The 24,469-nt window shown below is 28.1% G+C and carries 18 protein-coding genes; 12 read left to right on the forward strand and 6 right to left on the reverse strand.

What is annotated here, in order from left to right; genetic code table 11:
- The first annotated feature begins 17 nt into the window (after window positions 1–17).
- The 3 genes from C4S75_RS03995 (at window position 18) to C4S75_RS04005 (ending at window position 3,568) form a co-directional block, all read left to right on the forward strand.
- On the forward strand, window positions 18–983 hold the full coding sequence (locus tag C4S75_RS03995) for a glycosyltransferase family 2 protein (RefSeq protein WP_105297033.1): 966 nt from the start codon (window positions 18–20) through the stop codon (window positions 981–983).
- Window positions 984–987: 4 nt separating this feature from the next.
- Window positions 988–2,136, forward strand: a complete 1,149-nt coding sequence (locus C4S75_RS04000) for an EpsG family protein (RefSeq protein ID WP_105297034.1) — start codon at window positions 988–990, stop codon at window positions 2,134–2,136.
- 265 nt (window positions 2,137–2,401) lie between these two features.
- Window positions 2,402–3,568 carry a glycosyltransferase gene (locus C4S75_RS04005; RefSeq protein WP_105297035.1) on the forward strand — a complete coding sequence of 389 codons (1,167 nt, stop codon included), beginning with the start codon at window positions 2,402–2,404 and terminating at the stop codon, window positions 3,566–3,568.
- An 80-nt stretch (window positions 3,569–3,648) separates the two neighbouring features.
- Here the strand turns inward: C4S75_RS04005 and C4S75_RS04010 are convergent, their stop codons facing one another.
- Window positions 3,649–7,404 (reverse strand): T9SS type A sorting domain-containing protein, encoded by a 3,756-nt coding sequence (locus C4S75_RS04010; RefSeq protein WP_105297036.1) that lies wholly within the window; start codon window positions 7,402–7,404, stop codon window positions 3,649–3,651.
- A gap of 373 nt (window positions 7,405–7,777) precedes the next feature.
- Between C4S75_RS04010 and C4S75_RS04015 the strand changes: the two genes are divergently transcribed.
- The 8 genes from C4S75_RS04015 to upp all read left to right on the forward strand — a co-directional run bounded on the left by C4S75_RS04015 (window position 7,778) and on the right by upp (window position 17,459).
- Window positions 7,778–8,899, forward strand: a complete 1,122-nt coding sequence (locus C4S75_RS04015) for a glycosyltransferase family 4 protein (RefSeq protein ID WP_105297037.1) — start codon at window positions 7,778–7,780, stop codon at window positions 8,897–8,899.
- Entirely contained in the window at window positions 8,892–10,010 is a 1,119-nt protein-coding gene (locus C4S75_RS04020) for a DegT/DnrJ/EryC1/StrS aminotransferase family protein (protein ID WP_105297038.1), read from the forward strand. The genes C4S75_RS04015 and C4S75_RS04020 overlap by 8 nt, the downstream gene beginning before the upstream one ends.
- Window positions 10,011–10,016: 6 nt before the next feature.
- Complete coding sequence (locus C4S75_RS04025; RefSeq protein WP_105297039.1) at window positions 10,017–11,063, forward strand: polysaccharide biosynthesis protein; 1,047 nt, start codon at window positions 10,017–10,019, stop codon at window positions 11,061–11,063.
- Window positions 11,064–11,088: 25 nt separating this feature from the next.
- Window positions 11,089–11,895 carry a polysaccharide biosynthesis/export family protein gene (locus C4S75_RS04030; RefSeq protein ID WP_105297040.1) on the forward strand — a complete coding sequence of 269 codons (807 nt, stop codon included), beginning with the start codon at window positions 11,089–11,091 and terminating at the stop codon, window positions 11,893–11,895.
- Window positions 11,896–11,914: 19 nt separating this feature from the next.
- Window positions 11,915–14,422, forward strand: coding sequence for an exopolysaccharide transport family protein (locus C4S75_RS04035; RefSeq protein ID WP_105297041.1), 2,508 nt, complete (start codon window positions 11,915–11,917; stop codon window positions 14,420–14,422).
- 87 nt (window positions 14,423–14,509) lie between these two features.
- On the forward strand, window positions 14,510–15,712 hold the full coding sequence (locus C4S75_RS04040; protein ID WP_105297042.1) for an NAD(P)/FAD-dependent oxidoreductase: 1,203 nt from the start codon (window positions 14,510–14,512) through the stop codon (window positions 15,710–15,712).
- Between the two features lie 334 nt (window positions 15,713–16,046).
- Complete coding sequence (locus tag C4S75_RS04045) at window positions 16,047–16,718, forward strand: DUF4919 domain-containing protein (protein ID WP_105297043.1); 672 nt, start codon at window positions 16,047–16,049, stop codon at window positions 16,716–16,718.
- Window positions 16,719–16,799: 81 nt separating this feature from the next.
- Entirely contained in the window at window positions 16,800–17,459 is a 660-nt protein-coding gene (gene upp, locus C4S75_RS04050; RefSeq protein WP_105297044.1) for a uracil phosphoribosyltransferase, read from the forward strand.
- Between the two features lie 142 nt (window positions 17,460–17,601).
- On the opposite strand, the gene rpiB is transcribed toward upp, so the two are convergent.
- Both rpiB and uvrA read right to left on the reverse strand, forming a co-directional pair.
- Window positions 17,602–18,063, reverse strand: a complete 462-nt coding sequence (rpiB, locus tag C4S75_RS04055) for a ribose 5-phosphate isomerase B (protein ID WP_105297045.1) — start codon at window positions 18,061–18,063, stop codon at window positions 17,602–17,604.
- Between the two features lie 404 nt (window positions 18,064–18,467).
- The gene (uvrA, locus tag C4S75_RS04060) at window positions 18,468–21,290 is read right to left on the reverse strand and encodes an excinuclease ABC subunit UvrA (protein WP_105297046.1); all 2,823 of its coding nucleotides are present in this window, start codon (window positions 21,288–21,290) and stop codon (window positions 18,468–18,470) included.
- A gap of 421 nt (window positions 21,291–21,711) precedes the next feature.
- On the opposite strand from uvrA, the gene C4S75_RS04065 reads away from it, so the two are divergent.
- Window positions 21,712–22,356 (forward strand): trimeric intracellular cation channel family protein, encoded by a 645-nt coding sequence (locus C4S75_RS04065; protein WP_105297047.1) that lies wholly within the window; start codon window positions 21,712–21,714, stop codon window positions 22,354–22,356.
- 127 nt (window positions 22,357–22,483) lie between these two features.
- On the opposite strand, the gene C4S75_RS04070 is transcribed toward C4S75_RS04065, so the two are convergent.
- The 3 genes from C4S75_RS04070 to C4S75_RS04080 form a co-directional block, all read right to left on the reverse strand.
- Window positions 22,484–23,134, reverse strand: coding sequence for an NAD(P)-dependent oxidoreductase (locus tag C4S75_RS04070; protein WP_105297048.1), 651 nt, complete (start codon window positions 23,132–23,134; stop codon window positions 22,484–22,486).
- Window positions 23,135–23,216: 82 nt separating this feature from the next.
- Window positions 23,217–23,624, reverse strand: coding sequence for an Rrf2 family transcriptional regulator (locus C4S75_RS04075; RefSeq protein WP_105297049.1), 408 nt, complete (start codon window positions 23,622–23,624; stop codon window positions 23,217–23,219).
- A gap of 277 nt (window positions 23,625–23,901) precedes the next feature.
- Window positions 23,902–24,225: a zinc ribbon domain-containing protein YjdM gene (locus C4S75_RS04080; RefSeq protein ID WP_105297050.1), complete on the reverse strand. Its 324-nt coding sequence runs from the start codon at window positions 24,223–24,225 to the stop codon at window positions 23,902–23,904.
- Window positions 24,226–24,469: the final 244 nt, after the last annotated feature.

Consider the following 24,469-nt stretch of genomic DNA (forward strand, 5'->3'; position numbering starts at 1 on the left):
ACGTTTTTATATCATCTATGATTTATAAAGTTTCAGTAATTGTACCTGTATATAATGTTGAACATTATCTTCGTAAATGTCTAGATTCTCTTATAAATCAAACATGTAAAGAAATTGAGATAATTATTATTAACGATGGGTCTACAGATAATTCACAATTAATTATTGATGAATATGCGTTAAAATACGATAATATAAAATCTATTATTCAAAATAATAATGGATTAAGCGAAGCTAGAAATACCGGTATTAAACATGCATCCGGAGAGTTTTTAGCATTTGTTGACAGTGACGATTGGGTTGAAAAAGAAATGCTACATGAAATGCACACTCTAGCCAAAAAACATTCAGCAGACATAGTTTTATGTAGCCTTCAAAATATAGATGATCAAGGCAAAATAATAAAAAAATTACCTGAATTACATCAACTTCCTGAAAGAATTGATCTTACACAAGATTTCACAATTTTTGGTGAAATGTCTTGTTTTGCATGTAATAAAATTTTTAAAAGGGAACTATTTAATGACATCTCTTTTCCTAAAAATATGCATTTTGAAGATGTGGCAACTATTCCCAGATTATTTTTAAAAGCTAAAACAATAGCCAAATCCAATAAATATTTTTATCAATATTTAATCAGAAGCGGTTCTATAACAAGAAATTATTCTATTAAAGGATTAAATATGTTTGATGCCATCGAAATAGTTAAACATGATTTTTTTAAAAGCATTTACTTTAAAAATCTTCATGACTGGCATAAATTTACTATCTTTCAAGGATTTTATTGTTTTCTGGCTTATTATGCATATGTAAGTGATTATAGCAGTAGAAAAAAAATGTTCTCTAAACTTAAAGAAATGTTAAAAAGTGAACATATTTCCAAAAAACAAATTTGTACCTATAATAGATTTGGAAAAAATTATCTTAGTACTTTAAATTTAAAAAAAATAATATTTTATGTATTACAACTAATCAAACTATAATTTAATGCTTCATCCAGTATATTATATTATTTTATTTGTAATAACCTTTTTTTCTTATATAGAAATATTTAATAACGGTTCCAAAGCTAGGATAAAAGTACCTTATATCATTATATCTTCGCTTTTAATATTTCTCTGTGGAATACGTATTGCTCAAGGTGCTGATTATTGGCCATATTATAAGCTATACATGGGTGTTAATAAATATGTAAAATGGGAGAATGTTTTTAATGCTGATATTGAGGTAACATATGTATTAATTTCGAAAATATTGGGATATTTTAAAATGCCCTTCTTCGTTTTATTATTTATTTTCGGACTTATTTCTATTTCCCTAAAAACTTATTCCTACTATAAGTATTCGCCATATCCCATGCTATCGCTAATGTATTTTTTTATGCCAAATTACTTTTTTAGTGATTCCGGGCATATTAGACAAGCAGTTTCAATAGCGCTTTGTTTATATTCTTATCAATATATTGAACAAAGAAAATTATTTAAATTTTTAATCTGCGTTTTTATTGGTTATTATTTTCATAAAACAGCATTGATATTTATTCCGGCATATTGGATTACAAGGTTGAATTTATCGACCTTTACCTGTTTTTTAATAATAATTTTTGCTATAATAATTTCTCCCTTTAAGCCTTATTTATTTTTTGAAAATTTATTTTCAAATATATCTTCTGATCTCATAGCAGAAGCTTCCGGGGGGTTTTATTCCTATAGAAATTTAGAAGGTGTTGGATGGAAATTAAATGATCTTGTGAAATTAATTTTTATAGCAATACTCTTACTTAACGATAAATATATTTGTAACACAACTACCGATCCTAATTATAAAATGATAAGAAATTTAATAGTAACCTATTATTTCTTATACTATTCCTTTCGTGAAAATTCAATATTTTCGATTAGACTTCCTTCTGTATATGGTGATTTTTGGACTATTCTAATAGCCATGATTGTAAAATACTCTAATAAAAGTTATAGAATTTTTATATACTATTTTGTTGTTATATATATTTATTTAATGAGTTGGAGGATTTGGCCTAATTCAGTTGCATTAGGTTTTGATAAAATGTCTAATGTATTCAATACATCTTATGACATTAATTATTTCATACCTTATGAATATATAAATGAAAATTAAATTGTAATCAATATTTTCATATTTACATAAATTATTGTTGAAATAATATCATTTTTTTTCTTATCATATATCATTATATAAAATCATTAATCTAAATTTAGAAATATATAATACATTCTAAATTTCAAAACTATTATTTTTTTTAATTTAAATTGTTTTGTTTTTTAAAAATTCAGATTTTATTTAATAAAAACTAATTTATATAACTAAATTTACAACTAATGGTATCTAAAAATTTATACCTTTTTATCTTAGTAAATATTTTATGAAAAAATGTCTACTTTTATTAACACGATATCCTTTCCCTATTATTGGTGGAGATAAAGTAAAAAGTTATAACTTAATAAAAATATTATCTAAAAATTTTAAACTTCGGGTAGTAATTATTACTGATGAGCCTTATAATCATGATGGTGAAGCATTTTTAAAAAAAAATACTTATTCTTATAAAGTATTCAGATATTCTCCCTTAAAGTTTAAATTGAATGCTATTAAAGGTTTGTTTAAAAAAATTCCTCTTCAAGTATCATATTATTATTTTTCAAATATTCATAAAAAAATACTTGAAGATATTGAAAACTCTGATTTTATCATCGCAAATTTAATTCGAACAACAAAATATTTAAACAATACTAGTCACAAAAAAAAATTTTTAGATATTGTTGATGCTATTGGTCCTCATTATATTGAAGCTACTCATAAAGCAACTTCATTATTTTGGAAAATAATTTATTATATTGAGGGCAAAAGAGTATTAAATTATGAGATTCAATGTATAAGAAACTTTAACAGTACTTTTTTTGTTAATAAACAGGAAGCTGAATCTTATTCTAAATATGGCAAGTCGATTTGGATTCCTAATGGAGTTTCATCAAAATTAGTAAACTATAAATTACCTTCTAAAATAAGTTCTCGAAAAATTGTTTTTTTTGGTAAAATGAACTATCAACCTAATATTGAGGCTGTCATATGGTATATTGATCATATACATAATCATTTACCGAAAGATTATGAATTTATAATTTTAGGAACATCTCCTTCAAAAAAAATTCTTAATAAAACCAAAAAGTATAAAAATATAATTGTTACAGGATATTTAGACAATCCCTACGAAATTATTACGAATTGTTGTCTGGTAGTTTCTCCAATGCAAATTGGAGGAGGAATACAGAATAAGGTCTTAGAATCTATGGCATTAGGTCAAATTAATGTTTTGACATCGAAAGTAGCCAAACCTATAACTGGAGCAAAAGTGAATACACATTTCTTAGTAGAAGATCAACCTTTGAAAATGATCCATTTATTAAAAGATATTCTAATTAACAGAGACAAATATGTTAATATTGGAAAAAATGCTCGAGAATTTATTGCAAATAATTATACCTGGGAAAATTATGAAAAAAAACTCTTAAGAATGCTATCAGATACTTAAAAGTTATATTAAAATTTTTCATAAAAAAAACCAATCTAAAAGCAATAGATTGGTTTTTTATTAATTAAAAGTAATATAATTTAATTTATAATTATTTTCTTAGTTATGATTGTTTTATTTGATTGTATTTTTATAAAATAAATACCCGCAGGTTGGTTTTGTATATTTACTTTAATTTCTTCACCAATTATTGGTTCTGTAAATATTAAATTTCCATTTGAATTAAATATTTTAATAGTACCTGAACTTAAATTTCCCAATTTAATTGTAAATAAACCTGAATTAGGATTAGGATAAATTTGAATTTGAGATTCAGATAAATCCTCTTTAATATCATTTATACTCTCTATAAGTGCATCTTTTTTTAATTTTGGTTGGCTATTTTTCCCAATTGTTCCGTCATATCTTGGCACATCTTTAGCACAACGAACATTCATAGCTGCTTGTGGAAATGCCCCCATTCCGGTTCTCATCAATCCTTTTTCAAGGGAAAAATTCATAGCCCAAGCATATCCAATCATATGATCAGATAAAGCAGCTAACCAAACTCCCGATCTTTTATCTATAGAAAACTTTGAGTTTCCTAATTCTCCCCGAATTCCGGTATGAGGAAAATTACCTATTGGATATCTCGGATCATTAAATATATATCCTAAATTAGATATGATTGTTCCATAATAAGTGTTTTCAATACTTAATGGTTCTTTTTGCATTTCATCTCCAATATACCATGGAGAGGTACCTAAGTGTGGATTTTCAATGGATGAACCAAATTCAATCATTGTGGTTCTCAGAACATCAGGAACTCTCCATCCTTCAGGACAAGGATCAAAGGGGGATTTTTTTCCGCCATGCCCCCAACGATCCTCAGCAAAACCTCTTTCTAATTTGTCTGCAACTGAATTAGATACCCAGTCTCTTATATCATGTTTATTACTTTGAGGTACAAAATCATAACTTGAAGTTCCGGGATGATATAAAAATGTCAAAGGATTTTCTACTGAGTATTTTATAGCTTTTCGTATTCTTGAATATTTATTTTTATCATTACTTATACTAGTAGTATATGGATATTTTTGAGTATATTTTGTTTGATAACTTAATTCATTTATTGAAATATTTTCATAGGAAATAGATCCGGAATTTGGATTAACATTTCCCATATAAATTTCATAAGATCCTTGATTACCTGCATATACAAATGATGGTATTGGATCTTTTCTTCCCCATTGATATTGCATACCTCCAGAATATTTAATTTTTTCAATTATTTTAGAATTGGCAATTTCTTTTACATCAATTAATGGAAAAGCTTCTATTGCCCCCATATTACGATCCATGAAGGTCGTTGTGAGAGGAGCAAATGTACTTTTAGTCATATTTATAAAATCCTTATTCACAAGATCCATCGGTTGTTCTGTTACATAGGTAAGAGTTTCTATTTCAGAGGCCGGTGCCCATAAATGCCAACTCCAATAAATAGGATTTGAAATTTTTCCGTTATGTAGCGAAATTACTGCATTACCTGTTTGAGATGGATCTATTTCCACAATAATATTTGAATTTTTAGGATCTTCTGCTTTTTCAATATATACTCTTTTTATTAATTTTTTATTAGTGGTCCAATAGACATTAGCTACCAATTGATCGGATGGAAGTAGCTCATGATCAGTAAGATATTGATTATTAACTGAAAAAGCTTTATTTACAGGAATTTTCTGAATATTTTTTCCTGAAATAATATAACTGTTAGGATTATTTAGACCATCCGTATAATCTATAACTTTTGCAGGGAGATATTCGGTCACAAAGTTTCCAATTTTAGAAATGTTTGGATCACGCATACATCGTACGGAATGTCCCAAATCGGTATCAGCAGTCTGATTTGTAGCTAATACTTGATGAATTCCTAACTTATTATTTTTAGTCATATCCGAATTTATTTTAAAATATTTTGCGCCCCGTGCATATGTAGCAGACCAAATACCACCATCTGCTCCTAAATCTTCATACACTACACTTAAATTGTCATTAGTTTTAAATGGTTCAAAATTACCAGTAATTGGAAATACTCCAATATTTCTTTTTCCACCTTGTGCATTGGTAAAGTCCATACCCAAATAAGGATATATTTTAATTCCATTAAGTGTATAATTATTTACTTTTGTTGAAATAAATGCTAACGAATTTCCTTCATTTACATTAGGATTTAGAAAAAAATCTTTATTCCAGTCATTATACTTATCATCATTTCCTCCACTATTATTTCTACCCCAAGGACTTAACGAATTGCTTACAGTTTCTCTTCCATAATATGAAGGTATTCTCCATCCATTAGGACATGGATCAAAAGCTGATTTAAGCTCATACGACCAACTGTCTTTATTTACTATTACGTTACTTGATCCTCCATTTGAATCTTTACCTTTTGTATTATCTCCCCACAAATCCCAAGTTACATAATTAGCTCCTTCTTGCTTAAATTCTTTTTTAGAAAACCACGTTCTAGTTGATTCTTTTGGAGCTAAAATATAAGTAAAAGGATTATGTATTGAATATTTTATATTATCATTTATATCGTCATATTTTCTTTGTACAACTTCCATAATGGCAGATGTTCCAGCAACTATATCTTTATGTCTTACAGGTCCCACTACTCCATTTAATTCATAAAAAGAACCGTCACCGTGTTGATTGGAAGGAAAAGGGTCTTTTCTTCCCCATTCGTAAAAGAGTCCTATAGATTTATAACCATCATGACCTAAAAAATGATTACTTAAAGCTCCTAAATTACGGTCCATATATTGTGGCGCAAATGGATTTCCATCAATATCAGTTTGCAAATGATTCCCATTACTATCCATTTGACTATATACGACACCATTAGATGGGTCATCTGTAACCCATACATGCCAACTCCAATATATCGGATCTTCATGATTACCCTTTGGTCCTACATGAAAAGCAATTAAGGCATTCCCTTTACCACGAGCTTTATCTATAACTACTTCAATTTTAGCATTTTCTTCTTTACCTTCTATTTCTGCAGAACGAATTAAACCAGGTATATCTTCCCAATAAATAGAAGCAGATAATTTCCCTACCGGGATTGGCTTGTTTAAAAATTCATTATTTTCCCACATAGCATATGCTTTCTTTACTGGAATAGAGATTCCTCCCAAATTTTCCTTTTTTGCTTTTTCGATATCATATATATAGCTATTGGGTGCATAAGTATAATCTTTTTCGTTAGATGAGGAAATATAAACTTTTGATGCTACGTTTATTGATTGTCTAGCTCTGCTACTATTCACATACACCTTTACTTTTATGTGATAAGATCCCGGTTCTAATGCTTTTTCTATTAATGGATTTCTAGAATTAAACCATCCTTTAGCTCCGTCATTCATCCAGGTGGTTTGAGTAATTTGTGATTCTTCTTCATTACCATTGGAATTTTCTTTAACAATGTAAGTCCATTGCCTCATAAAAGCTAATGTCCTAATTTCAAGGTTTGCTTTTGAACCTTTAGGTACCACAAAGGATTTACTTTTATAAATAAAATATCCTTCTCCCGGATCACCAGGTGCACCAGTAATCCATCTTTCATTATAAGTATTATCTTTAAATTGGGGATAATACCAACCCGAGTAAGTATGCCTTGTGCGAGCAATGTGTTCTGAACCGTCCGGACGAATACATTTCCAATCCGGGTCTTCAATCTCGATTGGCATAACGGAGCCGTCATCGAAACGTCCCGTACTTAGGTCAATTACTTTAACCTGGGCTTTTAATATTGAAAATAAAAAAATAAAAAGCCAGTAAATTTTTTTCATAAGTATATATTTTATAAATTGTATAATACAAATATATATTTATTTTTTTAATATTTTATTTTGTATATGTAAATAATATTGAATATTACAAAATTTAAATCAATAATTATATTTAATTTATACCGTATTATAAACTTAATTAATTTTTAAACAATAATTTATCTCACGATAAACTTAATATTATCCCATATAAAACTTTCAACTCAATTTTTTTAGAAGAATTTGTGTTAATTCATTTTATTTGAAAATAATAAATAAAAATTTATTTAATTCAACAAAAAAACTTTATAAATATTAACTTTTTAAATATATCTTTGTTAGATTCATAATAATTGCAGAATAACGCTAGTTATCAAATCGACTTAATGTAAATATGGAAGAAGTTGATATAAGAAATATTAAGTATTTTTTGGGAATTGATAGTTTTTATCTAAAATGTATATTGGGTTTAATAGGATCATTCTTATTAACCTATTTAACTATTCCTAAAATTATTAGAGTTTCTTATAAAAAAAATTTAATGGCAAGACCTAAGGAAAGAAGTTCTCATCACACGGAAACTCCTAATTTAGGTGGAATTTCAATTTTTTATTCTGTTACAATTATGTCTTCCATATGTGCTTATGAGCTATTTTCTTCCTATATTTTTTTATTTTCCGGAATTATTGTTCTATTCTTCATTGGATTAATGGATGATATATTAGTTGTTGCACCTAATAAAAAATTTTATGCACAAATTGTTACCGCTCTAATGATTTCTGTAGGATCCAACGTTAGAATTGGTCATTTCTTTGGCATTTTCGGTATTAATCTACTCCCCTATTGGTTTAGTATTTTATTTACCGTTTTAATTTTTATTTTTTTAATAAATGCGTTCAATTTAATAGACGGAATCGATGGTTTAGCATCAGGTGTTGCAATCTTAGTTTGTTGTGCATTTATAATTACTTTTTGGAGATTGGGATCAATTAATTATCCTATGATTGTCTTAGCATTAACCATTATAGGAAGTCTTTTAGCATTTCTCCATTATAATTTTTCCAAAAGGTATAAAATATTTATGGGTGACACCGGATCTATGATTATAGGATTTTTACTTTCATTTATGGGCATTAAATTCCTAAATTTATTTTTATTGCAATATCCATTTGGTACTCCGGTATATTGGATTCAAACAGCTCCAGTAATTGTTATTGCCATTTTAATTATTCCTATCATTGATACGTTAGGTGTTTTTATGATACGTATATATAAAAAACGCTCTCCTTTTAATGCAGATAAAAATCATATGCATCATAGATATTTACGTTTGGGTTTATCTCACAAACAAGTTACATTAGTTATAGTTGCAGAAAATGCTATAGTTATATTAGTTGCTTACTTTTTAAGACATATTAATGTTCATCTACTACTTATCATAATTTTATTATTGGGAATCATATTTTCTTTTCTCCCCTTATTATTAACTAAAATTATACACAAAAAACGTGAATAAAAACACCAAAATATATTTATCTCCTCCCAACATTGATCATTCAGAAATAGAAAATGTAGTTCAAGCTCTAAAAAGTGGATGGATTTCACCTTTTGGATCTTACACAATTGATTTTACTAATAAATTATCTAAATATTTTAAAAAAAATATTTTACTAACAAATAGTGGAACGTCTTCGATTCACCTTGCTCTAAAAGTAACCGAAATTAAAGAAGGTGATTATGTTTTATGTTCTAATTTTACTTTTGCTGCTACTGCTTTTCCTATTTTATATGAAAAAGCTATTCCTGTATTTATAGGTTCTGAAAAAGAAACATGGAATATGTCTCCTGAATTTCTTCACTTCGCAATTGAAGATTTAAATAAAAAAGATATAAAACCCAAAGTTTTAATCATTGCACATATTTACGGAATGCCTGCACAAATGGATAAAATAATTGATATATGCAAGGATAATAACATCATAATCATTGAAGATGCAGCAGAGGCATTAGGTTCCTTTTACCATAATAAGCCTTTAGGCTCGATGGGTAACTATGGAATTATTTCATTTAATGGAAATAAAATTATTACTACCTCTCAAGGGGGAGCTCTAATATTACCCAATAAAAAAAGTTATAACTATGCTGAAAAATTAGCTTTTCAAGCAAAAGAAAAAGTCGATTATTATAAACATAATGAATTAGGATATAATTACTCTACAAGTAATATTCTTGCCGCTTTAGGTAGTGCACAATTTGATAAATTGGAAATAAAAGTAAAAAGAAGAAGACTTATTTTCGATTATTATCTTTCAAATCTGGAAAAACGATTCACCATAGACAATCAAAAAGAATTAAATCACAGCTTTTCTAATCGTTGGTTAAGCTCTTTTATATTTCCAACCTCATTAAATAAAAAAATTAAAAGTTTGCTTGATAAAAACAATATTGAATCAAGATTTCTTTGGAATCCACTAAATAATCAGAAAGTTTTTAAAAATTTTTCATTTTATGGTGATTCTTTTTTTGAGAATAGGCTTTTCAAAAACGGACTGTGTCTACCCTCCGGAGATAATTTGAACGATGAAGATTTAAATAAGATTATAACTATTATCAATAAAAATATTTAAAATATAATGCCAAACAAAGAAGATATAATCAAAATTCAAAATCAAAATATTTCCTTTGAAAAATTGTTTAATAAAAAAATAGATTATTCAAATAAAGAATATGATTATTTAAATCATAAAGTCATTTTAGTTACCGGTGGAGGAGGTTCTATAGGAAGCGTACTTATACAAAGATTATTGGAAAGTTCATGTAAAAAAATTATAATCTTAGATCATTCTGAATATGCAATTTTTAAAATCAAGTTAAAATTTAAAAATGAAATTGAAAATAATCGTTTACAGTTATTTTTAGGAGATATTAGAAATAAAGAATTATTAAAAAAATTATTTTCTTTATTTTCTATTCAAATAATTTATCATGCCGCAGCTTATAAACACATTGATATTTTAGAGAATAACGTAGAAGAGTCTCAATCCGTAAATATAGATGCTACTTTAAACTTATTGGAAATTGCATTAACTAATCAAAATGTCGAACAGTTTATTTTTATTTCAACCGATAAAGCTGTTCAACCCATAAACATTATGGGAATATCTAAACGAATTGCGGAACTGAATATTCTAAAAAAAATTATAAAAAAAGAAATTCCTACGACGTTAGAAATTAAAATTATTCGATTTGGAAACGTTTTCAATAGTAGCGGATCGGTTTTCACTATCTTTAAATATCAAATTGAAAACCAACTGCCTATTACTATTACAAATAAAAACATGAATCGATATTTTATTTCCAAATATCAAGCCTCCAGAGGATTAATTGAAATAGCCTCTCCTATTAACTGTTCCGGGATATATATTTTAGATATGGGAAATTCTTATAATATTAATGATTTGTTAAACACATTTTTACAAAAATTAAATCTCGACTATAAGCCGAAAATTATTTATTTAAATAAGATTTCAAATTTTGAAAAATTTGAAGAACAATTATATTTTCCTTTTGAAGGAATTGAAAATAATATATCTATTTATAAAAAAATAATTTTAAATAATTATGATATAAGTAATATTGAAACAGAAATTACAAATCTTATGCAAATATTAAAAAATTAACTATTTTTGCAGTTTAAGTTATTATATGAAATTTAATCAAGCTATTTTTATTATTTCTTTTGCTTTATTATTATGTTCTTGCATCGGTGTTAAAGATTTAAAATATCTTCAACCTAGCGAAAACCTACATTATAATGAATATGGATTAGTTCCGGTAATCTATGAAAACTACAGGGTAAAAAAAGACGATATTTTAGCAATGACCCTTATCACTTCGGATAAAAACGCTTCTCGATTTTTAAGTGAAGAAAACACAACGGCATTTAAAGGAGGTGCTAACAGTGGAGATGGAAGATTAAGAACTAGTGGATTAATTGTTGATGCCAATGGATATATAACCATATATGGATTAGGTGAATTCTATGTATATGGGTTAACTTTAAATGAAATAACAGATTTAGTTCAGTCTAAACTAAATGAAGTATTATATAATGATGGAAAAGCTGAAGTTCGAATGAATATCGGAGCCATCAAATATTATATGGTAGGCGAAATTGCATCACCCGGAGAAAAAACGGAGTTGTCTAACCGGGTCGATTTATTACAAGCGATAGCTAAATCGGGAGATTTAACAAGATACGCTGACAGGCGCCATATTAGAATCATCAGAGAATACCCGGAAGGTAAAAAAAACATTGTGCTTGATATAACCCGCGATGATATTCTAAACTCTCCCTATTTTTATTTACAATCTGGAGATCAAATTATTATAGACCCATTAAAAGAGAAAATATCTGGTTTAGGAGGTGGTACCACTATTGGAGATGTTACCCAATTCCTATCTGTAGGTATTCAGGCAATTACAACGTATTTATTTTTCAAAACATTATAATAAATTTTAGTATCGAAACATGAATACCACTGACCAGCAAAATACTAACCAAAATAAAACACAAAAAAATAAAAATTCCGATTTTCTCGAAAATAATTTTTTTAGTCTTGAAAGATTTATTCGAAGGCTTATAAAAAATTGGTATTGGTTTTTAATCGCTTTTATATTTGGATGGACCATAGCTTTTCTTGTCAATCGATTTTCTGATCGATTTTACCAATCTTCTACCACAGTCAGTATATCTTCCGGTACATCAAGCGTTCTGGCACCCAATCAATCCATAAACTTTATTTGGGGAGGAAATTCAGGGGCTACGCAAGGTATATATTATAAAAAATTACTGACTTCCAGAACTCATAACGAAAATTTAGTCAAATCGCTTAATCTATACATAAATTATTATTTAAAAGGTAATTTTAAAACAACTGAAATTGACTATGTGGATGTACCTTTCAAAATAGTAGTGGATACAAATTATCCCCAATCTTTGTATACAGATATTAAAGTGGATATACTCCCTGATCATAAATTTAAACTTACTTTTCCTGATAACTTAAATGAAACGTGTTTTCTTTATACAAACGAAAACTATTATATACGTAAAGACAAATATGTAAAAGAGCTCATTGTCCCTTTAAATACATGGGTACAAACAAATAATTTAAAATTTAAGTTTGTTAAAAATAAAGAATACGGGGGCAGATTTGGAGATAACATTACAGATCTCAGTTTTTATTTTTACTTATCGACCATAAATTATTCTGTATCCAAAATTAAATCTTTAGTTTCTATAGACTTTGATCAAGACCTTCCATCCATCATGATTATGACAAAGAAAGGATTAAGTTTAAATGGGACTATTAATTTCTTAAATAAATCGGTAGATGAATTAATAAAAAGAAGACTTGAAGATAAAAATAAAGTTAATTTAAATACCATTGATTTTATTAAAAAACAAATCATTATAACAAAAAGAAAATTAGATAGTGCTACGGTAATCTTTCAGAAAGTACAAATGGATAATAAGATTTTTTCAAAATCTGATGTTAGTACCAATGTTATCTTATCTAAAATACAAGGTTTAGATCTTAGAAGAGAAGAATTAAAATCTAAAATTGAGGCTTTAAATAATTTTAAAAAATCATCTTTCAATAAAAACACTTATTTAAATGGAGATATTTTAGGAATATCGGATAATAATATAGATGGTTTGATGCAAAATGTTCAAACTTTAGAACAAGAAAAAAGAGATTTATTATTAATATATAGAGATCATTCTGAACCTATTAATGAAATAAATTACAAAATTAATAATGCCAAAAATAAGGTTATATCCTTACTAGATAATTCATCTAAAGATCTCGCTACCAATTTAAAAAATGTAAATAATCAAATAAGTAATTTAGAACTCGATATTGAATCTCTTCCGGAAAAAGAACGATTATTTGTCAATGCGCAAAGAGGTTATTTACTAAATGACGGTATATACAATACCCTTTTGGATAAATTATCTGAGGCAGAAATGAGGAAAGCTACTACAATTTCTGATATAACTGTATTAGATAAAGCAAAAAATACGGGACAAGCTCCTATAACTCCAAACATTCAAAAAAATAAATATAAATATATAGGAATATCATTGGTTATTCCTCTTATATTGTTGTTCTTAATCGAACTATTAGATAATAAAATAAAATTAATTTCAGATTTAAAATCAGTTACTAAAATCCCAATTATAGGTACTATCGGGCCTAAAAATACCGAAAATAATTTAGCTGTACTGGCACGACCTAAATCGAGTATTTCTGAAAGTTTTCGAGCTATTAGATCTAATTTGAGGTTTTTATATAATGAAAAGGATGTGAAGGGTGGAAAAGTTTTTTTAATAACCTCGTCTATAGGCAGTGAAGGAAAAACCTTTATAGCAATTAACTTAGCTTCTGTTTTAGCGTTAAGCGGTAAAAAAACGGTTTTAGTTGGAATGGACTTGCGAAAACCTAGAATTTTTGATGACTTTAAAATTAGTAATAAAGTAGGATTATCAGGATATCTTTCTGGATCAAATTCACTAGAAGACATTATTAAAAAAACAGAATATGAAAATTTAGATATTATTCCGGCAGGACCTATACCTCCAAATCCGGGTGAATTATTGATTAGTATGGAAAATGAAGAATTGATTAAAAAATTAAGAACTATGTATGATTATATCATTATAGATTCTCCACCGGTTGGTTTAGTTATTGATGCATATGATCTAATGTCTCTTTCTGATGCCAGAATTTATGTTGCCCGTTGCAATTATACATATAAACAGCTTTTAAAGGGCATTAATGAGAAATATAATAATGATGAGGTAAATCACATTGGGATTATTTTCAATGATTACGTTAATCCGGGAGGATATGGTTATGGATATGGCTACGGGTACGGATATGGTTATGGGTATGGCTACGGGTATTTTGAAGAAGATGAAAACTATGATAATTCATTATTTACTCGAATAAAACGTTTATTTAAAAAATAATAATCAAAAAGGTTGGAACATATTCCAACCTTTATTATAAATATATATATACCTCAAAATTTTCGTATATAACATAATTAATCGTAAGTGAAAAAGCTTATCATTATAGGAGGCGGAGCTTCCGGATTTTTTTTAGCATCCAACATTAATTCCAATAAATGGGAAACAATTATATTAGAACAAGCTAAAAGTCCCCTTCAAAAATTAAAGATATCGGGCGGAGGAAGATGTAATGTTACTAACGCTTGTTTTATACCTAAGAAACTGGTAAAATTCTATCCTAGGGGATCCAAAGAACTTTTAAGTGTATTCAATCATTTTCAACCATCTGATACTTTTGAATGGTTTGCTCAAAAAGGCGTTAATTTAAAAATTGAAAACGATAATAGAGTATTTCCCGAATCTAATTCTTCTCAAACCATTATAGATACATTTATTGAGCAAGCAAACAATAAAAATATAGAAATTAATTACAATTCAACGGTAATTAACCTAAAAAAAATAGAAAATCAATTTGAAATAATTACTACTCATTCCACTTATTATGCTGATGCCCTAGTAGTTGCAACAGGAAGTTCATTAAAAATGTGGAAAATCCTAAATCAATTAGGTCATACCATCATTCCTCCTGTCCCTAGCTTATTTACCTTTTTATGTGATGATCCACTGATTCGCAATTTACAAGGAATTACTTTTCCAGAAGCAGAAATACATATTCCTTTATTAAAATACAAAGAATTCGGTCCTTTACTTATCACTCATTGGGGTATAAGTGGACCTGCCGTATTAAAATTATCTGCATGGAGTGCCCGGGAATTATATACACTTAATTATAAATTTGTTGTACGGGTAAATTGGATTTCTGAAACTTTTGATAAGGTAAAAGAGGCATTAATTCAAGAAAAAGAAAAACATCCCAAAAAATCGATTTATAGTTTAAAACTATACCATTTAACTCATCGATTTTGGAATAATCTTTTAGAACATCTCCAAATTAACGATAAGAATCTATCCGATTTAAGTAAAAAAGATATCAATAAAATAGCCGAATCACTTACCAATACGCAATTATCCATTACTGGTAAAAATACGCATAAAGATGAATTTGTAACTGCCGGAGGGGTAGATTTGAAAGAAGTTGATTTTCGCACTATGCAATCTAAATTAATACCTAATTTATATTTTGCGGGTGAAGTTTTAAATATTGATGCATTAACGGGGGGATTTAATTTTCAAGCATGTTGGAGTGAAGCATATATCATAAGCCAACAGCTTAATTTAAATAATTGAAATTTAAATTTTATTTAGTAAATTGAAAAATAAAATTTAAACTAACTATTATAAAAGCAATTTAAAGATTTTAACCATGATTTTATTAGAAACCTATTTAAAACATGTGAAAGATCTTACTATATAAATTTATTTATTAATTTAAATACTCAACAACAGTTAGTCCGACAAGCTATCATTTTAGATGCTCTTTTACTAATAAAAAATAATTTAACTACTATGAATTTTAAGTATCCGTTCATTTTAAATAAGAACATTATATCCTTAAAAAATAACTATTTAACATCTAATTATATTTATATTTCATTTTTATACTAACTAATACACAAATTATATGAAACCTTTCTATTCTATTTTAACCTTATTGGTATTTAATTTGTCATTTTCACAAACGATAAATTTTGAAATCATAAAAGAAAATGTAACGGATAAGAATTCGTCCTATTATTATGATCAATTAATATCTGAATTCTTAAATAATGCGTCTAACTTCCATAATGAAAAGGTGAAATCGTATTACCTTTATTATGGTAAGCTATATACTTCATATTATACTAAATCTTTGGAAGGAAAAAACAATTATTTAAAATTCATGAAACAAATAGCAGCTAAAAAATATACTAAGGCAGTTATTTTAGGAGAAGAATTACTAAAAAATGACCCGGTTAATCTTACGGTAATTTTAAATCTAATTATATGTTATAATGAAAATAATGAAAATGAAGAAAGATTAAAACTATTAAAAAATCAAGCTGAAATTTTAATGAGAGCTATTGCCGACTATGGAGATGGAAAGAATAAGGAAACCGCTTTTAAAGTTATTTCATTAAGTGATGAATTTGCACTTTTAAATTATTTAGGAATTAATCTTGAAATGTATAGTAGAAATTCTGAAAAGCTAAATTCAACTACTATCTTAGATATTTGGACTAAAGAACAAAAATATCAAAAAGATAAAAGAAATAAAATTTATATAGAGGTTTTTACAGAATCTTCTGATAAATAGAATAACTAAATCATCTTTGTAGTCACCACTTAGTTTATAAACTATTAGAGCAAATAACTTATATTTACAAAAATAATATTTATGATAGTCCACGATTTCAGTAAATCTAAATCCATTTTAAATCATTTTGTAGGAGAATTAAGAGATGTCTCTATTCAGAAAGACAGAATGAGATTTAGAAAAAATTTGGAAAGAATAGGTGAAATTTTAGGTTACGAACTAAGTAAGACGCTTGAATACCAAACTGTTAACATTACTACTCCTTTAGGTAGTAAGCCTACAGAATTGATTATCCAGCAACCTGTACTATGTACTATTTTGAGAGCGGGATTACCTTTACATCAAGGAATGATGAATTTTTTTGATCAAGCAGAAACCACATTCGTATCCGCATTTAGACATCATCCGAACAGTAATAAAGAATTTGAAATAGTGGTTGAATATTTGGCAACTCCTTCTTTGCAAGATAAAACATTAATAATTTCAGATCCTATGCTGGCTACCGGTGAATCTTTGGCAAATGTTTATGAAGTTTTATTAAGTCAAGGAAAGCCCAAGAAAGTACATATTGTTGCAGCCATAGGCTCCAAACCGGGAATTGATTACATTAAAACTAAATTACCTGAAAATTCAGAATTATGGATTGCGTCTGTTGATGATGAATTAGATGAAAATAAATATATCGTACCCGGATTAGGAGATGCCGGTGATTTGGCTTTTGGAAAAAAATTATCCAAATAGATAAAGCAGATTTCTTTTTTTAGCGAACATAATAAAATAAAAAAAAGAGTAACGTTTAATTTAACTTACTCTTTTTTTGATTGAATAATTATTAATAACTATTTAAAATAAATAAAAATATCTTTTTTTAAAATTTCAAAATTTATTTTTTGAAATATTCTTCTTCGTAATCACAGATTCGTTGAACTTTTGGAGCAGAACCGCCACCGCTAAATTCTGACTCTAACCAAGTATTCAACAAACTTTTCGCAAGTTCATGACCAATTACTCGTTCACCAAAACAAATAATTTGTGCATTATTACTTTTTCTTGCTCTTTCAGCAGAAAAAGGATCATGACAAACCGCTGCTCTAACTCCCGGTATTTTATTGGCTGTTATTGCCATTCCTATACCCGTACCACACGTTAACACAGCTCTTTCAAATTCTCCTGCTGCTACAGCCTTTGCTACTTTTGCTGCAACATCCGGATATAAAACCACCTCTCCTTTTTCAGCACCAAAGTCTTTGACTTCATATCCTAATTTTTCTAAATGATCTTTTAAGACAATTTTTAAAGCATACGCTGCCTCATCGCAGCCTATTGCTATTTTTTTCTTACTCATAATATTGTTTGTGTGTTTTAGTTAAATCTTTATTAAGATTTCTTTAACAAATATAAGTACTATTTAGCAGTTTACCAACATAAATTTTAATTTTTATTCACAATTGTAAATAATTTTACCTTTAAGTTAGCAAAAAAATATTTTGTAAAAAATTACAATACAATTAAATACATTAAAAAACTCATGTAAAAATATGAAGAAAATTTTTTAAAAATTTCTTAAAATAATCTTAAGAAAAAAAAATAAATGTTAATAAAATTAATACTATTGAAAAGTAAAATTTCTTTATTTCACAGAAACAAATTTTAAAAATCTTGATTGAAATTAAGATAAATAGGTAAATTATGAACGGGGGTAGCCGGAGTAATTAATACACAATTTGTTTATAAATAATTTAGCAATAATTATAATTCATCCTTTAAAAATTTTGCAGTATAACTGCTTTTATTTTTAACTACTTCTTCCGGGGTACCTTGTGCAATTATCTTACCTCCTTTATCTCCTCCTTCCAATCCGATGTCAATAATATAATCTGCTGCCTTAATAACATCGAGGTTATGCTCGATAATAATAATTGAATTACCTAAATTTACCAAACGATTAATTACTTCCATTAAAATTCTGATATCTTCAAAATGTAAGCCTGTAGTTGGCTCATCCAATATATAAATGGTATTCCCTGTTTGTTTTTTACTTAATTCTTTAGCTAATTTAACTCGTTGAGCTTCCCCTCCCGATAGGGTTGTTGATTGCTGTCCTAAAGTAATATAACCTAAACCTACTTCTTGTAATGTTTTAATAATGCGATGAATTTTAGGGATTGGCTGGAAAAAATCTACAGCTTCATCTATGGTCATATCCAATACATCTGAAATAGATTTACCTTTGTATCTTACCTCTAAAGTTTCTCTGTTAAATCGTTTTCCATGACAGGCTTCACAATGAACATATATATCCGGTAAAAAATTCATTTCAATCAATTTCAATCCGGAACCTTGACAAACTTCACATCTTCCTCCTTTTACATTAAAAGAAAACCTACGCAATTGATATCCTCTTATCTTTGATTCAGGCAATTGAGCAAACAAGTTTCGTATATCTGTAAAAACTCCTGTATAGGTTGCAGGATTGGATCTTGGAGTTCGACCAATTGGCGATTGATCTACATCTACAATCTTGTCCAAAAATTCAATACCTTCAATCTTCTTATACGGAAGAGGTTCTTTTTCAGCACGATAGAAATGTTTATTTAATATAGGATATAATGTATTGGTTATTAACGAAGATTTTCCACTCCCGGAAACTCCGGTTATGCAAACCAATGCCCCTAAAGGTATATCCAGGGTTACATTTTTTAAGTTATTTCCTGTACATCCTATTAATTTTAAATGATTACCATTTCCTTTTCTTCGTTCTTCGGGTATGGGAATTTGTAATTCTCCATTAATATATTTTGCAGTTAATGTATTTGCTTTTGATATATTTTGTGGTTTTCCTTCCCAAACTACCTCACCCCCTCCCTTTCCGGCCAATGGTCCCATATCTATTACATAGTCTGCATTTAGGATCATATCTTTATCATGTTCCACTACTAAAACAGAGTTACCTAAATCTCTAAGTTTTTTTAAAGAGTCTATTAATTTAATATTATCGCGTTGATGTAACCCAATGCTGGGCTCATCTAAAATGTATAAAACATTGACCAATTGAGAACCAATTTGTGTAGCCAAACGTATTCTTTGAGATTCTCCACCGGATAAGGTCTGCGACGGCCTATCCAAACTAAGATAATCTAAACCAACGTCAACTAAAAAACTGAGTCTCTTGGAAATTTCTTGAATTAAATCTTTAGCAATTATTTGGTTATTTTCAGATAATTTTGAAGGCAATTCATGAATCCATTCACTTAATTTTTGTAAAGAAAAACGGGCTATTTCCGAAATGTTTTTGTTATCAATCTTAAAAAATAAACTTTCTTTTTTTAAGCGTGCTCCCTCACAAACCGGACAAATTCTGTCTTCAAATACCTGAGTTTTAAATTTTTGAGATTCTTCTTCATCTTTTCCGGTGGACAAACGAGTTATATAATCAATGATTCCTTCAAAATTTACTTTATAGGTCTTCTTTATTTGAGCATAATCTAAATCTAAAGTAACCTTATCATTTATCCCGTAGAGTATTTCATCTTTTGCTTGTTCAGAAAGTTTTTCCCATGGAGTAGACATTGTAAAACCATTCTTTTTTAGGATAACATCTATTTGAGATAAAATCCATCCGGTATGACTAAGTTCTTCAAAAATTGGAAAAACGTTTTTATCAAAAGATAATTTGGGATTGGGCACCAACTTATTTATATTAATTTCCTTAACTCTTCCTAATCCGTTACAGTGCTCACACGCTCCTTTAGGAGAATTAAAAGAAAAAGTATTTGGCTCCGGCATTTGATAAGAAATCCCGGTACTGGGACACATTAAATTACGACTAAAATATTTTCCCTGCTCCTCTCCTTGCTTCAAAAGTATTATGGTACCCTCTCCATATTGCATGGCTAACCGTATCGATTGTATGATTCGTTGGGTATTCTCTTTTGTATCTATAATCAGCTTATCTATTACAACCTCTATATCGTGAATCTTATAACGGTCTAACTTCATATCCGGAACAATATCCAATAATTCTCCATCAACTCTAACTTGTAAAAAACCTTTTTTAGCCAGATTTGCAAACAACTCTCTATAATGTCCTTTTCTTGATCTAATTAATGGCGCTAAAACCAAAACTTTCTCTCCTGAAAAATCCTTATAAATTAAATCAGTAATTTGATCTTCCGAATAAGTAACCATTTTTTCACCCGTCTTGTATGAAAATGCGTCCGAAGCTCGGGCATATAACAATCGAAAAAAGTCATACAATTCTGTTACGGTCCCTACAGTTGAACGTGGGTTTTTCGATGTGGTTTTTTGTTCAATAGCTATAACGGGAGATAATCCATCTATTTTATCTACATCCGGACGATCTAAAGTTCCCAAAAATTGACGTGCATAGGCTGAAAAAGTTTCGATATATCGTCTTTGACCTTCTGCATAAATTGTATCAAATGCCAAGGAAGATTTTCCACTTCCGCTTAAACCGGTAATTACTACTAATTGATTTCTGGGAATTTTAAGAGAAATATCTTTGAGGTTATGTTCTCTTGCTCCATAAATATTTATATAATCCTGATTCATTATAGGTTATCTCAAGTTAATTGATTAACTGACTTAAATTAAAGTAGTGCGCAAAGATATGAAAATTTGCTTCTTTTTATTTAAATCTGTAGTTAACATATTATGTATAATTAACAAAAAAATCATACCAAATCTTTGACTTATATATGTTCTGAAAAATTAGGTAAATTTGAACCTATAATTAATCATCATGGGTTATTCCAATTTTATAAAATATATATTACAAACAAGTAGTAATGAGATAATTAAATTCCTTATTTTATAGAGGGGATAATTCTTATATAACCCTCTAATTAAAAGTTTTAGTTTTTGATATTTTATGAATTTTACCAATCAAAATTTAGTTAATTAAATTATTAACGTTCAAACCGGCTAATGCTAAATTATTGTAATTTTGCAAGTTTTAATTGAATTGATAACCATGAAAGAATACGTTTTTGAATTAGTTCGACAAATCCGCTTCGTTGACATTATTGAATTTATAGGAACATTTGCTTTTGCAATCAGTGGTGTTCGGGGTGCTGCAACAAAAAAATGCGATTGGTTTGGTGCTTTTGTTTTAGGTTTTGTTACTGCCGTTGGAGGAGGAACTTTTCGAGACCTTCTTTTGGGTATAACTCCTTTTTGGATGCTTAATAGTATCTATGTATGGTGTACTCTTTTCTCTTTGTTATTTTATATATTTCTACGTGAGCATCTTAATCATTTAAATAGTTTCTTTTTTTGGAGTGATAGTATCGGTCTTGGATTATTTGTTGTAGTAGGCGCTGAAAAGGCTATGTTGTTAGGATATGACTCTTGGGTCATAGTGATTATGGGAACTATTACAGCTGTTTTAGGTGGAGTAATTCGTGATATTCTTTTAAACAAAGTCCCTCGAATCTTTAAACGTGAAATTTATGCTTCTCCCTGTATAGTTGGAGGAATTTTTTTTGTAACGCTTCAATTCTTCAACTTTAATTTACCATTTATTAGTGCTGTAACTATCGGAATTGTAGTTTTATTAAGATATATAGCTGTTAGATGGGATTTGCAAATCCCTAAACTTAAAAGTGAAAAACTTTAAATAATAGTATGTCTTTACTTCATAACCTAAATTTTAAATTAATTAAGAAGTTAGACTATTTCAATTTAAAAGTTTAAAATATACATTACTATATAAAAAGAAAAAGGGAGTTTAAACACTCCCTTTTTTAATATCCTATGGTAAATCTTTGTTGATGATGTTTTGGATTTTCAAGTTCGTCAACCATAGCTTTCGCATAATCCTGAACTGATATTTTACTGTTCCCTTGATCATCTGTAATAAGATTGTCTAATCCTAAACGATATTTTCCTGTTCTTTCTCCCGGCTCAATAGTTCCGGCAGGAGAAAAGAACACCCAATCTAGTTCTTTTTCCGGTAAAAATTGATCTTTTAAAACTAATGCTAAGGCCTTAACTCCCGGTAAAATTTCATCCGGAATGGCTCCAGAATCTACAACGGTTTTACCCGGAGCTACCAATAAGCTTCCTGCTCCACCAACCGCTTGTAATCTCTTAATACCCGCTTTTTTAACAGCCTCAATTATTGATTGATATCCTTTTATTGTATCATCGTAAATATTCGGATTAGTCCAACCCGGATTATATGCACTTATTACTGCATCATTATTTTTTAAAACTTCTACTAATTTATCTGTGTCAAATACATCTGCACTTACCACTTTTAAATTTTTATCGTCATTCTTAATTTTATCAGCCGAACGAACGATTGCTGTTACTTGGTACCCTCTGCTCAGTAATTCTTTTACTAATTGTGACCCTATAAATCCTGAGGCACCTATTAATGCTACTTTTTTCATAATTTGTATACTAATATATTAATAATTAATTCTTTGATAACTTATTTTCATATAATAAATGAGATTTCCATATTTGTTTTCCCTAAAATTTCATGCTGAAATCTTGAAGAGTTACTCCTTCCAGTTTTTTAAATACTACCTCTTCAATAGTTTCATTCAATTCGCTAATGTTTTGATTAATTTTTTTTCCAACACAACATAAAGGATTGGGAGATGGTAAAAGTTTTCCTACTAGCGATTGATTGTAAACACTTAAATAAATTTCAGACAATGCAATTTTTTCAGGAGATTTTAATAATCTACTTCCCCCCTTCTTTCCTTCTTTTGTTTCTATAAAACCATGTTTTTGAAGATTGGTTAATTCATTCCTGACTATAACAGGATTAAGATTTAAACTTCCTGCTATATAAGCTGACGGTAGCCATTGATCCAAATTTTTTGCCAAAAGAGTAAGTATATGCATGGAAACTGTAAAATGGCGGTCATTCATTACTGTAATATTTTTAATTACAGTTCAAATATAAGTTTTTTTTATAAAATATTTACATATTTATTAAGTTATTCAATATTTATTAAAATAAATTAGTAAACTATTATTTTGAATTTTCGCTATTTCAAAATGAATTAATTTCCGATATATAACTTTTATTTACTTGTTATACAGAGCTTAAAAAATAGATTTTAAAAAAGGGATTCAAAGAAATGTTACAACAAAAAAAAGAGCTACTAAAGCAGCTCTTTCATAAGTATAAATATATTTATAAAATTTATTTCTTAAGAAAACAGGTCTTTAAAACAATACTTGAACCGTCAATTTTACAATCTACTTCTTCCGGATTATCAGTTAATCGGATGCTTTTTACTTTAGTTCCTCTTTTAATTACCATAGAAGAACCTTTTACTTTAAGATCTTTAATGACTGTAACCGCATCTCCATCTTGAAGTTCAGCTCCGTTGCTATCTTTAACTATTGAATTTCCCGCCGATTCTTCTCCCGACCATTCATAAAAACAATCCGGGCATACATAGGAAGTACCATCAAAATAAACATTTTCCATTGAACATTTTGGGCACTTTAAAACATCTGTCATTATTTTTTCTTTTTAAAGATTACTAAATTTAATTGGGATGCAAATATAACTTATTTAAACGCAGAGAACAAATATTCAATTTACTATTACATTTATATTATTCTTTTCTCTAATTATTTACAAAGTATTTTTCCAAATTTTTAAAAATATTTATATATAGATTTTTTTATAACTATATAAATTATTATTTAATTTATAAGATTCTTTTAGTCAAAATAAAAAAGTTTACCTTTGTTTTATTTCG

The organism is Apibacter sp. wkB309, from assembly GCF_002964915.1.
Lineage (GTDB): Bacteria > Bacteroidota > Bacteroidia > Flavobacteriales > Weeksellaceae > Apibacter.

Bases quoted from the DNA above. Each gene is read 5' to 3' on its own strand.
- C4S75_RS04035 (WP_105297041.1), top strand. From the start codon at position 11,915: ATGAATACCACTGACCAGCAAAATACTAACCAAAATAAAACACAAAAA.
- C4S75_RS04070 (WP_105297048.1), bottom strand. From the start codon at position 23,134: ATGAAAAAAGTAGCATTAATAGGTGCCTCAGGATTTATAGGGTCACAA.
- C4S75_RS03995 (WP_105297033.1), top strand. From the start codon at position 18: ATGATTTATAAAGTTTCAGTAATTGTACCTGTATATAATGTTGAACAT.
- C4S75_RS04025 (WP_105297039.1), top strand. From the start codon at position 10,017: ATGCCAAACAAAGAAGATATAATCAAAATTCAAAATCAAAATATTTCC.
- C4S75_RS04010 (WP_105297036.1), bottom strand. From the start codon at position 7,404: ATGAAAAAAATTTACTGGCTTTTTATTTTTTTATTTTCAATATTAAAA.
- C4S75_RS04065 (WP_105297047.1), top strand. From the start codon at position 21,712: ATGAAAGAATACGTTTTTGAATTAGTTCGACAAATCCGCTTCGTTGAC.
- upp (WP_105297044.1), top strand. From the start codon at position 16,800: ATGATAGTCCACGATTTCAGTAAATCTAAATCCATTTTAAATCATTTT.
- uvrA (WP_105297046.1), bottom strand. From the start codon at position 21,290: ATGAATCAGGATTATATAAATATTTATGGAGCAAGAGAACATAACCTC.
- rpiB (WP_105297045.1), bottom strand. From the start codon at position 18,063: ATGAGTAAGAAAAAAATAGCAATAGGCTGCGATGAGGCAGCGTATGCT.
- C4S75_RS04005 (WP_105297035.1), top strand. From the start codon at position 2,402: ATGAAAAAATGTCTACTTTTATTAACACGATATCCTTTCCCTATTATT.
- C4S75_RS04045 (WP_105297043.1), top strand. From the start codon at position 16,047: ATGAAACCTTTCTATTCTATTTTAACCTTATTGGTATTTAATTTGTCA.
- C4S75_RS04030 (WP_105297040.1), top strand. From the start codon at position 11,089: ATGAAATTTAATCAAGCTATTTTTATTATTTCTTTTGCTTTATTATTA.
- C4S75_RS04075 (WP_105297049.1), bottom strand. From the start codon at position 23,624: ATGAATGACCGCCATTTTACAGTTTCCATGCATATACTTACTCTTTTG.
- C4S75_RS04015 (WP_105297037.1), top strand. From the start codon at position 7,778: ATGGAAGAAGTTGATATAAGAAATATTAAGTATTTTTTGGGAATTGAT.
- C4S75_RS04000 (WP_105297034.1), top strand. From the start codon at position 988: ATGCTTCATCCAGTATATTATATTATTTTATTTGTAATAACCTTTTTT.
- C4S75_RS04080 (WP_105297050.1), bottom strand. From the start codon at position 24,225: ATGACAGATGTTTTAAAGTGCCCAAAATGTTCAATGGAAAATGTTTAT.